Here is a 15,145-nt window from a genome sequence, read left to right as displayed (position 1 = left end):
GAAGATGAACACATGGACAACCCATCAGATCAGCAATCAGTTTGATGAAAAACAGGACTATAACCTGTTTGCAACTGACGCCACTTTGCAGGAAATTTTGCAGAGCTATGGTAGTCAGGATCAGACAATTTTAAATGAAATGGGGCAGGTGGTGGGTTCATCAGAATATTATCAATATGCCGATCTGGCAAACCGGCATACGCCTATTCTGCATGCTTTTGATGCCCGGGGTCGCCGTCGTGATTATATTGAATTTCATCCTGCATGGCATCAATGGATGCGCATTAATCGTCAGTTTGATAGTCATGCACATCCTTTTAATCAGGCTGAATCAAAATCTAAATGGGTCGACTGGGCAGCACGGTTTTACCTGAGTGGACAGGTAGAATGTGGCAGTCTGTGCCCGACTTCGATGACCCTCGGCAGTATTCCCTTGATCCAGCGTGAACCGGAACTTTGGGCCAAAATCGGCGATAAATTATTATCTACTGAATACGATGAACGTGATCTGCCGATTGCCCAAAAAAAATCAATCTGGCTGGGTATGGGGATGACTGAAAAGCAGGGCGGTTCCGACGTTCGGGCGAATGAAACCTTTGCCGTGCCCATTGGTGAATCAGGTCGAGGGCAGGCTTATCTGCTGACCGGCCATAAATGGTTTTTTTCGGCACCGATGTGTGATGCTCATCTGGTGGTGGCGAAAACTGAACAGGATGGTCTGGCCTGTTTCTTTGTTCCACGTTGGCGTGAAGATGGAACCAAGAATAATATTCATGTACAGCGACTCAAAGACAAAGTTGGGAATCGTAGCAATTCCAGCTCGGAAGTCGAGTTTCAGGAAGCTTGGGGCATCATGATCGGTGAAGCAGGACGGGGTATCCCCACCATTATTGAAATGGCGAACTACACCCGTCTGACCTGCTCGGTTGGCAGTACTGCGATGTTACGTCAGGCGCTGGTGCAATGTCTGGCCTATACCCGACAGCGTAAGGCTTTTGGCAAGCATCTGGCAGCACAGCCCTTAATGCAGGCGGTGCTGGTTGATCTGGCACTGGAAACAGAAGCAGCGATGCAGTTGAGTTTCTATCTGGCTTCCTGTTATGAAAATGATGATGCCTTGTCACTGGCCTGGAAGCGAATTATGACCCCGGCTTCCAAGTTCTGGATCTGCAAACGTGCCGTAGAACTGACCGGTGAAACCATGGAAGTCTTTGGTGGTAATGGCTATGTCGATCATGGCATCATGGCACGAATTTTCAAAGAAGCGCCAGTGAATACCATTTGGGAAGGCTCAGGCAATGTCATGTGTCTGGATGTACTGCGTGCCATTGGTCGTGAACCGGAATCGATTGAAATACTGTTTCAGGATTTGGCTGCTACTGCAATGCAGGATGAAATACTGAAACAGGAACTTCAGACGCTGTTTAAACTGTTTCAGCAGCCTGCAGATGAACTGCAATTTATGGGGCGTAGTCTGGTCAGCCGCTTGACTATTTTAGCCCAAGCCGTATTACTGCAACGTCATGCACCTGAATTTATTTTTAATGCATTTATTCAGACCCGATACAGCAAGTTTCATGGACGAGTAGTAGGTATGATGAGTGCCAAACAAGTAGATGTAGAGAGGATTTTGGAACGGGCTTTAGCTCAAGACTCATCTTCATAAAATATTAAAAAGGAGGAGAGAATAGCTTCTTGTTAAAGGTTATTCTCAAATCCTAAAAATATTGAAAACCACTTGAAATATACTGAATAGAGCGCAATATATGCACAGTGTCAATTCAGATGCTATGTCAAAAAACAGGTGAAAAGATGGCAAAGAAAAAGCAGCTACCAGAAGCAGTAATACATAACTTTGTGGCCAAACATATGCATGAGGTCAACAAAAGCCAAGTGTTTACAGACCGCAAAAAAGATGCAAAACGTGGCTATAGCAAGCACAAAAAAGGGAGATACTCAAATGACTATCTCCCTTTTTTATGGCAGTTTTGCTAAATTCAGCAGCTTAAGCTCCCACGATTCGGGTCGCGCCTTTCACCATATCTCCCAGACCATGCGTACGGAAATAATGTTCCATCCAGCTTTTTACGACCAGCGGATTATCCAGTTTTAGCACATGTTCCAATAAGTCCTGAGCATCCGACATAGGGACATGACAAATCGTCTTACGCACCCGCAGAATATTACTTGAACTCATTGACAGGGTATTAAAACCCATGGCCATCAGCAGCACAGCCGAAATCGGATCACCTGCCATTTCCCCGCATATACTGATCGGTTTTTCATTACGATGACAATCCTGTACTAAACGGGTCAGGGCACGTAAAACGGCAGGGTGCAAATGCGAATAAACGTTGGCGACACGCGGGTTATTACGATCCACTGCCAGTAAATATTGGGTCAAGTCATTAGAGCCGACCGAGAAGAAGTCGACAAATTCAGAAAATTCATCAATCTGATACAGGACACTCGGCACTTCTAGCATGATACCAATTTTAGGCTTGGTGATCTTGACCTGTTCTTCTTCCTGGACTGCAACCCAGTCACGCTCCAGCAAATATAGTGCTTCTTCTACTTCGCTGACACTGGTGATCATTGGCAGCAGGATATGTAGATTATTCAGTCCAATACTGGCTTTTAACATCGCACGAATTTGCGAAGAGAAAATTTCTGGATGATCGAGGGTAAAACGAATCCCGCGCCAGCCCAATGCCGAATTTTCTTCTTCAATCGAGAAATATGGCAGGTCTTTATCTGCCCCAATATCGAGGGTACGCATCACCACCGGTTTATTGGCGAAATGAGTAAGTTGCTGGCGGTAAATGGCACGCTGTTCTTCTTCACCCGGGAAGCGGTCGCGCAGCATAAACGGAATTTCAGAACGGTATAAACCGACACCTTTGGCACCGCGCTGTACACCACGCACCACATCAATCATCAAGCCTGTATTCACGAACAAGCGTACAGCCACACCATCTGGGGTAATCGCATCCTTGGTTTCATACTGACGCAGATCTTTGGCGAGCTGTTCTTCTTCTTTCTGAATTTCTTTATAACGGGTACGCAGACGACGTGGCGGATTGATAAATACCCGACCCTGATGCGCATCAACAATCATTTCGACATCATCAAGGGTATTGATAGGTAATTCGGTTACGCCCACTACGGTCGGAATCCCGAGTGCACGCGCGACAATCACCATATGTGAATTCATTGCACCTTCAGTGGTGACAATAGCTGCAATTTTATCAACGGGTAATTCTACCAGCGCTGCGGTCGAAATTTCCTCGCCAATCAGGATGCTTTCATCGGTCAGTTCACGATGGCTTTCATCAGCTTCCTGTAATTTAGCCAGAATCCGGCGGCCTAAATCTTTCAGGTCAGCCACACGTTCACGTAAATAGTCATCTTCCATCTGGGCAAACTGCGCCACATGGTTTTCAATGACAATTCGTACCGCTCCTTGCGCCCAGTGACCTTCACGGATCAGTTCCTTGATTTCAGCTGGCAGGGCATTTTCGTCCAGCATACGCAGGAACACACTGAACAGTGCACGTTCCTCAGCCATGAGAGCATCCTGCATCTTGTCATCGAGAGACTGGATTTCCTCACGTACGGAATTTAGCGCGTTGTCGAGCAGGGCAAGCTCTTCGCTGATGTCATCCGCTTCACGATCCGGAACTGCTCCCAGATCTGCTGGCGGATAGAGGATCACGGCACGACCTAGAGCAATACCACCTGAGCCTGATACACCCTGGAAGGTTTTATAAGCAGGCAGATTGCTGGGCTTGCGGAACACATCAATATTGCCGACTGCATGGGCATGGGCAATTACACCAGAGAGCTGAGCACAGAGCGTCACTAAGAAGGATTCAGCAGCTTCTGAGAAATCCTGAGGTTCTTTATTCTGAACCACAAGAACGCCCATGACCTTACGACGGTACATGACCGGAACGCCAAGGAAAGAGTTATAAATTTCTTCCCCGGTTTCAGGTAGATAAAGGAAGCGTTCATGTTTCGGAGCATTGTCGAGGTTGACGATTTCCTCGCGCTGTCCGACCAGCCCCACCAGACCTTCACCAGTTTGCAGCGACACATGGCCCACCGCTTCAGGTTTTAGACCCTTAGATGCCATCAGTAGATAGCGCTGGTTGCGCTCATCCAGCAGATAAATGGAGCAGACATCGACCTGCATCGCCTGGGCTACCTGATTAACCATAATGTCGAGCGATTCGTGCAAACTGGCTGACGCATTGATCTCTTGAACAATACGTCTCAGGGTATCCAGTTGCATATTCGACATTCGCGCTGCTCCTTCGTAATTTAGGGTCCGGTATCTTCTTTATTTATAACAATAACTGCCTAAAAAATCTGCATATTTATGCAATTCTTAAGGTTTTTCCTTGGGAAGTTGCTGACACAGTTCTACCATGGCCTTGCGGTATACGTCACGTTTAAAATTCACGACCTGACCGAGCGGGTACCAGTAACTGACCCACTGCCATTGATCAAATTCGGGCGGGTCAGACAGATCAAGTTGAATGTTCTGTACTGACGCCGTCAATTTGAGTAAAAACCACTTTTGTTTCTGGCCGATACACACCGGATCTGAATCCGTACGAATGTACCGGTGTGGCAAACGATAACGCAGCCAGCCTTTGGTTTGCGCTATAATTTGGACATGTTCGGGCAGTAAGCCAACTTCTTCTCTCAGCTCACGATAGAGTGCCTGCTCAGGGGTTTCTCCATATTGGATACCTCCTTGTGGAAATTGCCATGCATTGTGTCCAATGCGCTTCGCCCATAAAACCTGTCCAGCATCGTTTGCCAAAATGATCCCGACATTCGGTCGGAAACCTTCAGAGTCGATCATTTGGCACCTAATATTGTGTAATTTATGCCTTTGCCCTCGGGGATTTTTATTTCTGTATCCAGCACGAAAAAAGCAAAGTTTAAAAATGTTAAAATTGCTATGATCTTAACGAATTTCTATCGACTAGCGGAGATAGATTTACAATTTTTTTCTTAAATTTCAGTTTTTACGAGTATTTTCATGAAATTGGCGCTATTTGATCTCGATCACACCTTGTTAAATACAGATTCGGATCATTCTTGGGGAGAGTTCTTGGTCAACGAGGGCCTGGTTGACCCTGTTCATCACCGTGCCATGAATGACAAGTTCTATGAAGATTATAAAAAAGGTCAGCTGGACCCCTATGCCTATAATGAATTTGTCTTTGAATTTTTAACCAAACATGACAATGATTATCTGACTGAACTACATCAACTCTTCATGCAAAAAGTCATTCGTCCGCAAATGCGTCCAGAAGGTTTTAAGGCAATTGAACGTCACCGTGAAGCAGGACATGAATTGGTCGGTATTACTGCAACTTCTGACTTTATTACTGCGCCAATTTTTCGTGAATTTGGCATTACCGAAATTATCGCGACGAATGCTGAAATTGTTGATAGTAAATATACCGGTAAAGTGATCAATACTGCCTGTTACCAGAAAGGCAAACTGATTCGCCTGGAACAGTGGCTGGAAGGCCGTGATGTGACCGAGTCCTGGGCCTATTCGGATTCAATCAATGATCGCTTCTTGCTGGAACATGCTGATCATGCCATTGCAGTCAATCCGGATGATCGTTTAGAAGCACTAGCGAAAGAGCAGGGCTGGGAAATTCAGGACTGGTCGATTTAATCCTCTGAAGCGAGCAAATCTGTGAAGCACAACTCAGGTTGTGCTTTTTTATGTGCACAGATTCAAGGTGAAAAATAAACTATTGTCACACTAGCTCACTGCAGCTCATGCTAAGCTTAACTTGCATAATGAGAATAAGGGAAACTCAGAGGTAGTTGAAATGAATAAAGTACGACCACGCATGACGCACCTATTTGAACAGTTGGGCCTGGATGCCAGTGAGGAAGGAATTGCAACCTTCATTAACGATCATCAGCTGCATAAGGATTTTAATCTGCTGGATGCACCCTACTGGTCTGAGGCACAGCGCCAGTTTCTCGCTGAAAAGATTGCGTCTGATGGTGAATGGGCCATCGTGGTAGACCAACTGAATGAATCCCTGCATGAGGATGCGACCATCGAAATCTGAATGTATCTTAAAACCAAAAGCCAGTCCGATGACTGGCTTTTTTTATTTGATTTCGGCATCTTAACGTATGCGTTTCCATAAAGTGACCTGTGACAGGGTATGCTGATATTTACGCGCTGTTTCACGGATCACAAAAGGAACATCTATAGGTTCAGCCAGCATTTCAAAATGTGGACTCAATAATTCCTGTATTCCATCTAAGGTCGTAAAATTTTCTCCAGCCTGCTTAAAACCGCCTAACCATTCACTACGCGCGGTATGTTCATCCAGCCAGGTATAAGGTGAAGCCAGCATCAGAATACCGCCAATATTCAGTCGCTGATGAATCTCGTGTAAAAAGGCTTTAGGGTGGTGCAACCGATCAATCAGATTGGCTGCCAGAATGAAATCGTATTCCTTAAATTGCGGTTTTAGATTGCAGGCATCCGCCTGATAAAACTCGACCTTGTGAGCAACCTGATCAAGTCCAGTCTCTTGCAGTGAACAGGATTTATATTCGACCAGTTCACCTTCAATCGGAATGGTATAACCTAAAGTTGCACCTTGCGCTAAGGCTATACCTTGCTGAATAAAACGTGCCGAGAAATCTAGACCTGTTACCTGTTCAAAATGCTGCGCCAGTTCAAAGCTGGCGCGTCCTGTGGCACAGCCAAGATCAAGTGCCTTTTTTCTGGCAGTTTCTACAAAATAAGGCTGGGCGAGGATAATGAGAGACCTGGCAAAATTCGGAACGCCCAAATACTCCTGACCATACTGAAATTCTAGATACTGCGAAATCAGTTCATCTGTTTGATAATGTGAGTGATAAGGTGAAACTGGCTCATCTGACCCAGTCACATAGCGAAAACCAGCATGCTGGAAAAAGTGTCGTCTAAAGGCATAACGGGAACTATGCAGAGCTTCATTACCGCCTGAAATCCAGGAGCCGCCTTTAATCAGGTTATGCCGATCATCGAAAGTTGGGGTACTAAAGTCATCATAAATTGGATGGACCTGAAAACCTTCAAAGGGATAGATTGCAGTTTCAGTCCATTGCCAGACATTGCCTTGTACATCATAAAACTCGCCTTGCTGGAACTGGTGTATCGGACAAGGATTAGGTGCATGTTGCAAGGCGATATTGGCTTCTAAAGGCAGCGGTCGTTTAGGATCCAGGCCGACATGGTCATACAGCCGATACCATTCATCTTCGTTCGGCAAACGGATCGATTCACTCATCTGTGCTGATTTCCAGTTACAGAAGGCTTTGGCTTCGTGATAATTCACCTCAACGGGCCAATCCCACGGCATCGGAATTTCTTCCAGCATGATACGCAAATACCAACCATCCTCTTTTTTGATCCAGAAGCTTGGATGTTGCGCTTCAATAAATTCCAGCCAGGCTTTACCTTCTTCACTCCAGTATTCTGACTGCTGATAACCATCAGCTTCGACAAAGTTGAAAAATTCCTGATTGGACACCAGAAATTGTGATGCCTGAAACGCGTTGATTTCCGCTTCATGCAGACCGTATTCATTGTCCCAGCCATAATATGGGTCATTGAAATTTTTATTCAGTCGAACCGTTCCCGCAGGAACAGGAAGAAGCTGGTTTTCTGGTGCAGGGCCAGTCAGGATTCGGGCATGCCATAGTGGATGATTCTGCACATATTGCAGTTGATGTTGTCGAATCAATACCGACGAAGTTTCCAGGTGGATCCGTTCATGCTCAATACCCATCAGAATTGACCACCATGGATTCTGCCAGTTGAGGGGGAGTTCTAGAGGTGCATTTTCTATGATCTTCAGTACCAGGGCTCGTACCCGGTGCCGATACGCTTTTACTTCACTGACTTCCGGCCAGTCATAATTCTGATCATCCAGATCGTCCCAGCTCATCTCATCTACACCAATGGCAAAGATGCTTTCCATATGTGGATTCAGCTGTTCAGGAATCAGTTTGCTGAGCAGCAGTTTATTGACAAAAAAAGTAGCGGTATGACCGAAATAGAAAATCAGCGGATGACGCAGGCTAATCGGTTTGATATAAAATGCTTCTTCATTGCGCAGACAGTCAAACAGGGATTCGTAGGTGTCAAAGGTATTCAGGAAATATTCACGAATCATATAGCGCGCTGTGGAAATGTCTTCAAAGTTTAAATTAGGTGTTGGAAGCAGGCGAATTTTGCCCTGTTGCCAAGGGCTGTCGTCTGCTAAATATGTAGGTGACTTACTATTTGGCTGGTTAGGTTTAAATAAGGTTGAATCGGGCTGCATCCATCAGACTCCATTAAGAATTTTAAGATATTCCACTGGTAAGTCCGCGCAGGGAATGTCTTAAACTTAATGCAAAGCAGGATGCAGTTGTTGCTCATTTAGGTAACAAAATGCTGCGAATTGAATCCAATCGCAGCCTCTTATTTTAAAAATGAAGCAACTTAGAGTTTAGGCTGTTGCATTAACTCAACCAGGGCCTGTGCGGCTTTGGACTGGGTACGTCCCGGATGCCAGACCATGCCGAGCTGGCGGTTCATTTCCAGAGAAATATCCAGTTGTTGCAAGTCATGATTTACAAGAGTTTGTGGTAGTACTGACCAGCCCAGACCAATGGAAACCAGCATGCGGATCGATTCGAGTGGATTATTACTCATGGTGATCTTTGGTTTGACGCCACGCTTTTCAAACTCTGCCATGGTAATTTGCGTGGTATAGGTTTGTGCAGACGGTAACAGGCTCGGGTAATGCACCAGATCGTCCAGTGACAGATGCTTCTGCTGGGCCAATGGATGGAATGGAGCAACTACAAACACCAATGGATCGTTCCAGATAGTCACATAGTTCAGCCGTTCATCGCCATGTGGAGGTAAAGTCAGAAAAGCCAGTTCCAAGTCACCGGCAATCACCTGTTCATGTGCCTGTTCAGAATCAACAAAGTGCACATCTAGGGTCACATCCGGATATTGCAGTACATACTGACGCAAATGTGCTGGAAGGTGATGCAGACCAATATGATGACTGGTACCAATTTTCAGTTTGCCCTGAATCTGGCCTTGTTCATGACTGAGAGTATGATGAATATCGCCCAGTTCATTCAGCCAGTTTTTCACTTTCGGTAACAGCGAATGCGCGGCATGGGTTGCTTGTACACCACGACCAGCTGATTCAAATAGCTTGACTCCAAAATACTCTTCCAGACTATGAATCCGTTTGGTCACGGCGGGTTGAGTAATAAAAAGCTGATCTGCCGCCAGAGAAATTGATCCGGTTTCCATGACTTTTACAAAGGCTTCAAAGGCTGCGAGATTCATCTTAATCACCTATAAAGATTTTTTATGCGTATCTCTATTGTTGTAATATTTTAAGAATAAATCAAAGGAAAAGTTGTATCTATTGCTGTAAAATCCGACATTCATTGATCGCTAATACAATAGATAGCTGGAAATAGCGGCTCGAACCCAAAAAAATATTTTATAAAAATCGGATATGCATCAATAAAAAAAGCCACCGAGGGTAAGCGGTGGCAAAACGAGGAATAAGGACAGAAAAGAATTTAGGCTGTGATTTCCTCATTATTGCTCTGTTCAGATTTTGCCTCCCAGGCTTTTTCGTGGAAGAAGAAAGCAACAGCCTGAACAGTCGGTTCTAATAAACTTAATGCAATTGCCATGGCTAAACTACCAGTCACAAAATAACCGACTAACATGGCTACCGTGATGTGCATGACGTAATAGCTCAAGGTTTTCTTGAACATACGCTGATTATCTACAACAAATTTTTGAACGTGTGCCATGTCGATATTCCTCAAAAAATAAATTCAATGTTTTCTGTATGAATAAATAATAATAATTCTCATTTAATTTGTAAAAACGTATATTTTGCAAAAAATGATCGGAAAATTAGATTAAATAAAAATCAATATTGGTCTGTTTAGAATCCAATTTTAAAGATTCCAAAAAGTTTATTAACTAATAAAAATGATAAATTAGATTTATGTGACCGCAGCGATATAATCAAAATTAGAGATAGAATTTACCCAGTCCAGTGGAGTACATCGACATGGCAGGCGAGACCCAAACAGCAAAAACATTATACGATAAGTTATGGGATGACCATTTAGTAAAACAGCGTGACGATGGTTCAGCTTTACTTTATATCGACCGTCATTTATTGCATGAAGTAACTTCTCCGCAGGCATTCGAAGGCTTACAACTGGCGGGTCGTAAACCATGGCGTTTAAGCGCGAACGTGGCAACGCCAGACCATAACGTACCGACTTCTACCAAAGAACGTTCAGAAGGTATTTCTGGGATTGAAGATGAAACTTCACGTATCCAGGTACAAACCTTAGATGACAACTGTAAAACTTTTAATGTGGTGCAGTTTGACATTAATGATGTTCGCCAAGGTATTGCGCATGTTGTGGGTCCAGAACAGGGCTTGACCTTGCCTGGGATGACGGTTGTGTGCGGTGACTCACACACTGCAACGCATGGTGCCTTCGGCTGTTTGGCACATGGTATCGGAACTTCTGAAGTTGAACATGTATTGGCAACCCAATGCCTGGTTCAAAAGAAAATGAAAAACATGTTGGTGCGCGTTGACGGAAAATTGGGTCAAGGCGTAACTCCAAAAGATGTGGTTTTAGCCATCATTGGCAAAATCGGGACTGCGGGCGGTACAGGCCATGCCATCGAATTTGGCGGTCAAGTATTCCACGACATGTCGATCGAAGGTCGTATGACCGTATGTAATATGGCGATCGAAGGCGGTGCCCGTGTTGGTATGGTCGCAGTCGATGATAAAACCATTGAATATGTGAAAAACCGTCCATATGCACCGAAAGGTGAGCAGTGGGATCAAGCCGTTGCTTACTGGAATACCTTGCATTCTGATGAAGGTGCGCACTTTGATACCGTTGTGGTATTACAAGGTGAAGAGATTGAACCACAAGTATCTTGGGGGACTTCTCCTGAAATGGTGATTCCAGTCTCTCAGGCAGTGCCTACTTTAGAACAGGCAAAAGATGACGTACAACGCAATGACTGGACACGTGCTTATCAATACATGGGTTTAACTGCTGGTCAGGCCTTGTCTGATATCCAGTTAGACCGTGTATTTATCGGCTCTTGTACCAATTCACGTATTGAAGATATTCGTGCTGCGGCTGAAGTGGCGAAAGGTAAAAAGGTTGCACCGAGCATTAAACAGGCGATGGTCGTTCCAGGTTCTGGTTTGGTCAAAGCACAAGCTGAAGCTGAAGGTTTAGATAAAATCCTGATTGAAGCAGGCTTTGAATGGCGTGAGCCGGGTTGTTCAATGTGCTTGGCCATGAACGCTGATAAGTTACAGCCGGGCGAGCACTGTGCATCTACCTCGAACCGTAACTTCGAAGGTCGTCAGGGCAATGGCGGTCGTACCCACTTGGTGAGCCCAGCAATGGCAGCAGCAGCAGCAATTGCCGGTCACTTTGTTGATGTACGTTCATTCTAATCGGCTAGTAGGAGCAAAGACATGAAAGCTTATACCGTTGAACAAGGTATCGTTGCACCATTAGACCGTGCCAATGTAGATACCGACTTAATTATTCCAAAACAGTTTTTAAAATCGATCAAACGTACCGGTTTTGGTGAAAATTTATTTGATGAATTGCGTTACCTGGATGAAGGTTATTTAGGTCAGGATAATTCAAAACGTCCCTTAAACCCTGATTTTGAGTTAAACAAACCCCGTTACCAAGGTGCATCAATTTTAATTTCACGTGCAAACTTTGGTTGTGGTTCAAGTCGCGAGCATGCGCCATGGGCATTGAATGAATACGGTTTCCGTACCGTGATTGCACCAAGCTATGCGGATATTTTCTTCAATAACAGTTTTAAAAACGGCATGTTGCCAGTAATCCTGTCTGAAGAAATTGTTGATCAGTTATTTAGAGAATGCGCTGCGACTGAAGGTTATCAATTAACGATTGATCTTGCAGCGCAAGAAGTGCGTACCCCGGCAGGTGAAAGCTTCAAGTTTGAAGTTGATCCATTCCGCAAGCATTGTCTTTTAAACGGTTTGGATGACATCGGTTTAACTTTGCAGGATGCTGATGCGATTCGAGCTTATGAAGAAAAAACCAAACGATCTCGCCCTTGGGTATTTGCAGAAATTAGTGGCTAAATCTAGTTAAATTGTCATAGCGGGAAAGTCTAACCCTTGCTAATATCGTGAAATCATGGAAATTTCGTTTGGGTTAGACATTCAGCATGGCCAGCTATTGGAAACAGTTATTTGCATTGGGTACGGTTTCGATGTTAATGACAGCATGTCAGACCATCGATACGATACAGTTGAAGAAATTGTCAGATTCGGCTGTAAATAGTTCAGATGCCCTGATTTATTGTTCAGGTACCCACGATTGTAATTTTGAACGTATGGATGATATCAAGATCATCAATGCTGAAAAGCGACATGTGGAGAGTGAAGCGCTCAAGCTCAAGCTTGTGCGTTTACAAGCAAAAAGCCTGAAAGAGCCTAATCCGGTTTACCTGTCGGTACCCGCGGGGCAGCATGAACTGGTGGTACGCTTTTATCCGATTAGTCCGGATAAGGCCGAAGTTCTACATGTATTCCAGAACTTTCAGGCCAAGCATAAGTACACCTTTAAGATGTATCGCCAGCGCTCGACTCGAAACACCAGCTTATTGCAGGCCTCTGCACCTGATCCACTGTGTGTAGATCTGTTGCAGAACACCAAAATAATTCGACGCTTCTGCAAGCCATACAATGTTGAAACTGGCATTGCCGAGTTTGTAGAACAGAAAATTTAACCCAGTCAGTGAAATGCTGACTTTATAAATGGAATATCTCATGTCTAAACAAATTTTGATTTTAGCTGGTGACGGCATCGGTCCTGAAATTGTGAAAGCAGCAGAGCAAGTGCTGACTCGCGTAAATGAAAAATTTAATTTAGATCTAAGCTGGGAACATGGCCTGTTGGGTGGTGCTGCGATTGATGCACATGGTGCACCTTATCCAGATGTGACGTCTGAGCAGGCGAAAAAAGCTGATGCAATTCTGCTTGGCGCTGTGGGTGGTCCTAAATGGGATAAGATTGAACGCTCAATTCGTCCTGAACGTGGTCTGTTAAAATTGCGTAGTGAACTGAACCTGTTCGCGAACCTGCGTCCGGCGATTCTCTATCCGCAACTTGCTGATGCATCTAGCCTGAAACCTGAAATTGTAGCTGGTCTAGATATCCTGATCGTACGTGAATTGACAGGTGGTATCTACTTCGGTCAACCACGTGGTATCCGTGAACTGGAAAATGGTGAAAAACAAGGTTTTAACACTGATGTGTATTCAGAGTCTGAAATCAAGCGTATTGCCAAAGTTGCATTTGAACTTGCCAGTCTGCGTGGCGGTAAAGTATGTTCAGTCGATAAAGCAAACGTGCTTGAAGTGACTGAGCTTTGGAAACAAACCGTTACTGCATTGAAAGAAGAGCAATATCCAGACATCAACCTGTCGCATATGTATGTCGACAATGCTGCAATGCAGTTGGTACGTGCGCCTAAACAGTTTGACGTAATTGTCACTTCTAACCTGTTCGGTGACATTCTGTCTGACGAAGCGGCAATGTTAACGGGTTCAATTGGTATGTTGCCATCTGCTTCTCTAGATGAGAATGGCAAAGGCATGTATGAACCATGTCATGGTTCTGCACCAGACATCGCAGGTCAAAACCTAGCAAATCCATTGGCAACCATTCTGTCTGTTGCAATGATGCTGCGTTACACCTTCCGTGAAGAAGCGGCTGCAAAAGCAATTGAAGATGCAGTAGGTCATGTATTGGATCAAGGTTTACGTACTGCGGATATTATGTCCGAAAGCATGAGCAAAGTCGGTACAGTGGAAATGGGCCAGGCAGTAGTTGCTGCATTGAACTAAATTTCACTCCAGAACTGATCAATAAAAAACGCAGCTCAGGCTGCGTTTTTTTGTGTCTGCTGAATTAACAGGTTCGGCCGGTATATTTCACTGCTTGTGCAATATTGTCCTTGAGTTCAAAAACAATTTTACATTGCAGGTTTACGTCATAGCCACGCGATGGACTATGTGTCACCGGAATGGGTACGGTTCCAGTGCCGGCAACCGGATGCTGAGCGACAGAGAGTGGAAGTGCAACGGGACGCTGCACGATATAGACCAGTTGCCCGGCTGAAAGTACAGGTTCATTTACCTGCTGGTAGCCGAGTTTGCTTAAATCCAGATTGGCATAAATGGTTTGGCTAGACTGTCCAATATACTGCTGTAAATAAGCGTCACGTTCGGCTTGAGACAGGGTAGGCGTATGCGTACATGCAGACAACAGCAGAAGCATGCCTGGTAACACGAGTTTCATTTGGCGAAATGCAGATAACATATTTTCTGACTCCTACAAAAGCCATTGCGGTTATTGTAGCGAGGAGAAAACGAGCTTATTGTTGTAATTTGACACACGGTAGAGAGAAGTATCCTGATAAATTGGACCTCTCATTAAATCTCATACAGGTTTTAAACTTCACTGGACACAGTTTAGCAAGCTTTACCGGTATAACGAATGTCCTGAACAATTTCATCTTTCAAGTCAAACCAGATTTGGCATTTCATCTTAATGTTATAACCTCCATTCGAAGGCATTGGAATTGGTGCACCAGGGGAGATACTTTGACTAATATTAGGTGTACCCATCGGAATATTCACATCCCGGAAAATAGTATAACTGAGAAAGTCTGCTGTTTGAATGGGGTGCTGAGAGATTTTAAATCCCATTGCACGAAGATCAAGTTGGCTGCGAACCTGTGCGGCAGTTTGACCGATATAGGGCTGTAGAGAATGATGCAGATGCTGATTGCTGCCTGTAGCACATGCAACAAGAGACAAGCTGGAAAGCAGAGTCAAATATTTCATATTCATTATTTTTATAAATATTGTTTTAATTAAATTGAATAGTCTTGTAATTCTCAGGCTATGTCAAATTGTTTTATTTATTGGTAAATAATGAATAATTAAAGTCACAAAAAAAGCCA

The 15,145-nt window shown here is 44.4% G+C and carries 15 protein-coding genes; 8 read left to right on the top strand and 7 right to left on the bottom strand.

Translation table 11 applies throughout. The features are described 5' to 3' along the window. The first annotated feature begins 4 nt into the window (after positions 1–4). On the top strand, positions 5–1,666 hold the full coding sequence (locus C3420_RS08065; protein WP_103800291.1) for an acyl-CoA dehydrogenase family protein: 1,662 nt from the start codon (positions 5–7) through the stop codon (positions 1,664–1,666). A 146-nt stretch (positions 1,667–1,812) separates the two neighbouring features. Further along, positions 1,813–1,995: a hypothetical protein gene (locus C3420_RS08060; RefSeq protein WP_103800290.1), complete on the top strand. Its 183-nt coding sequence runs from the start codon at positions 1,813–1,815 to the stop codon at positions 1,993–1,995. Between the two features lie 10 nt (positions 1,996–2,005). Here the strand turns inward: C3420_RS08060 and ptsP are convergent, their stop codons facing one another. Both ptsP and C3420_RS08050 read right to left on the bottom strand, forming a co-directional pair. Continuing rightward, positions 2,006–4,303, bottom strand: a complete 2,298-nt coding sequence (ptsP, locus tag C3420_RS08055) for a phosphoenolpyruvate--protein phosphotransferase (protein ID WP_103800289.1) — start codon at positions 4,301–4,303, stop codon at positions 2,006–2,008. 87 nt (positions 4,304–4,390) lie between these two features. Further along, the gene (locus C3420_RS08050; RefSeq protein ID WP_004813339.1) at positions 4,391–4,873 is read right to left on the bottom strand and encodes an RNA pyrophosphohydrolase; all 483 of its coding nucleotides are present in this window, start codon (positions 4,871–4,873) and stop codon (positions 4,391–4,393) included. A 180-nt stretch (positions 4,874–5,053) separates the two neighbouring features. Between C3420_RS08050 and C3420_RS08045 the strand changes: the two genes are divergently transcribed. Both C3420_RS08045 and C3420_RS08040 read left to right on the top strand, forming a co-directional pair. Then, on the top strand, positions 5,054–5,704 hold the full coding sequence (locus C3420_RS08045; RefSeq protein WP_103800288.1) for an HAD family hydrolase: 651 nt from the start codon (positions 5,054–5,056) through the stop codon (positions 5,702–5,704). Positions 5,705–5,864: 160 nt separating this feature from the next. Beyond that, positions 5,865–6,113: a DUF2789 family protein gene (locus tag C3420_RS08040; RefSeq protein WP_004813337.1), complete on the top strand. Its 249-nt coding sequence runs from the start codon at positions 5,865–5,867 to the stop codon at positions 6,111–6,113. A 60-nt stretch (positions 6,114–6,173) separates the two neighbouring features. Here the strand turns inward: C3420_RS08040 and ovoA are convergent, their stop codons facing one another. From ovoA to C3420_RS08025, 3 genes are all read right to left on the bottom strand, one after another. Further along, positions 6,174–8,369, bottom strand: a complete 2,196-nt coding sequence (ovoA, locus tag C3420_RS08035) for a 5-histidylcysteine sulfoxide synthase (RefSeq protein ID WP_103800287.1) — start codon at positions 8,367–8,369, stop codon at positions 6,174–6,176. A gap of 161 nt (positions 8,370–8,530) precedes the next feature. After that, positions 8,531–9,400: a LysR family transcriptional regulator gene (locus C3420_RS08030; RefSeq protein ID WP_103800286.1), complete on the bottom strand. Its 870-nt coding sequence runs from the start codon at positions 9,398–9,400 to the stop codon at positions 8,531–8,533. Between the two features lie 242 nt (positions 9,401–9,642). Next, the gene (locus tag C3420_RS08025) at positions 9,643–9,882 is read right to left on the bottom strand and encodes a DUF2061 domain-containing protein (protein WP_004890352.1); all 240 of its coding nucleotides are present in this window, start codon (positions 9,880–9,882) and stop codon (positions 9,643–9,645) included. Between the two features lie 266 nt (positions 9,883–10,148). Between C3420_RS08025 and leuC the strand changes: the two genes are divergently transcribed. The 4 genes from leuC to leuB all read left to right on the top strand — a co-directional run bounded on the left by leuC (position 10,149) and on the right by leuB (position 14,024). After that, positions 10,149–11,582 carry a 3-isopropylmalate dehydratase large subunit gene (leuC, locus tag C3420_RS08020; RefSeq protein WP_103800285.1) on the top strand — a complete coding sequence of 478 codons (1,434 nt, stop codon included), beginning with the start codon at positions 10,149–10,151 and terminating at the stop codon, positions 11,580–11,582. 21 nt (positions 11,583–11,603) lie between these two features. Next, positions 11,604–12,254, top strand: coding sequence for a 3-isopropylmalate dehydratase small subunit (leuD, locus tag C3420_RS08015; RefSeq protein ID WP_004813330.1), 651 nt, complete (start codon positions 11,604–11,606; stop codon positions 12,252–12,254). Positions 12,255–12,340: 86 nt separating this feature from the next. Next, complete coding sequence (locus C3420_RS08010; protein WP_004813328.1) at positions 12,341–12,904, top strand: hypothetical protein; 564 nt, start codon at positions 12,341–12,343, stop codon at positions 12,902–12,904. Positions 12,905–12,944: 40 nt separating this feature from the next. Continuing rightward, positions 12,945–14,024 carry a 3-isopropylmalate dehydrogenase gene (leuB, locus tag C3420_RS08005; RefSeq protein ID WP_103800284.1) on the top strand — a complete coding sequence of 360 codons (1,080 nt, stop codon included), beginning with the start codon at positions 12,945–12,947 and terminating at the stop codon, positions 14,022–14,024. Positions 14,025–14,088: 64 nt separating this feature from the next. On the opposite strand, the gene C3420_RS08000 is transcribed toward leuB, so the two are convergent. Further along, entirely contained in the window at positions 14,089–14,499 is a 411-nt protein-coding gene (locus tag C3420_RS08000; RefSeq protein ID WP_004890341.1) for a hypothetical protein, read from the bottom strand. A 152-nt stretch (positions 14,500–14,651) separates the two neighbouring features. After that, positions 14,652–15,032, bottom strand: coding sequence for a hypothetical protein (locus tag C3420_RS07995; protein WP_103800283.1), 381 nt, complete (start codon positions 15,030–15,032; stop codon positions 14,652–14,654). Positions 15,033–15,145: the final 113 nt, after the last annotated feature.

The sequence above is a fragment of the Acinetobacter sp. ACNIH3 genome, from assembly GCF_002918965.1.
GTDB lineage: Bacteria > Pseudomonadota > Gammaproteobacteria > Pseudomonadales > Moraxellaceae > Acinetobacter > Acinetobacter schindleri.
Note: the sequence above shows the minus strand (reverse complement) of the source record. Positions and strands in the feature narration are given on the sequence as shown.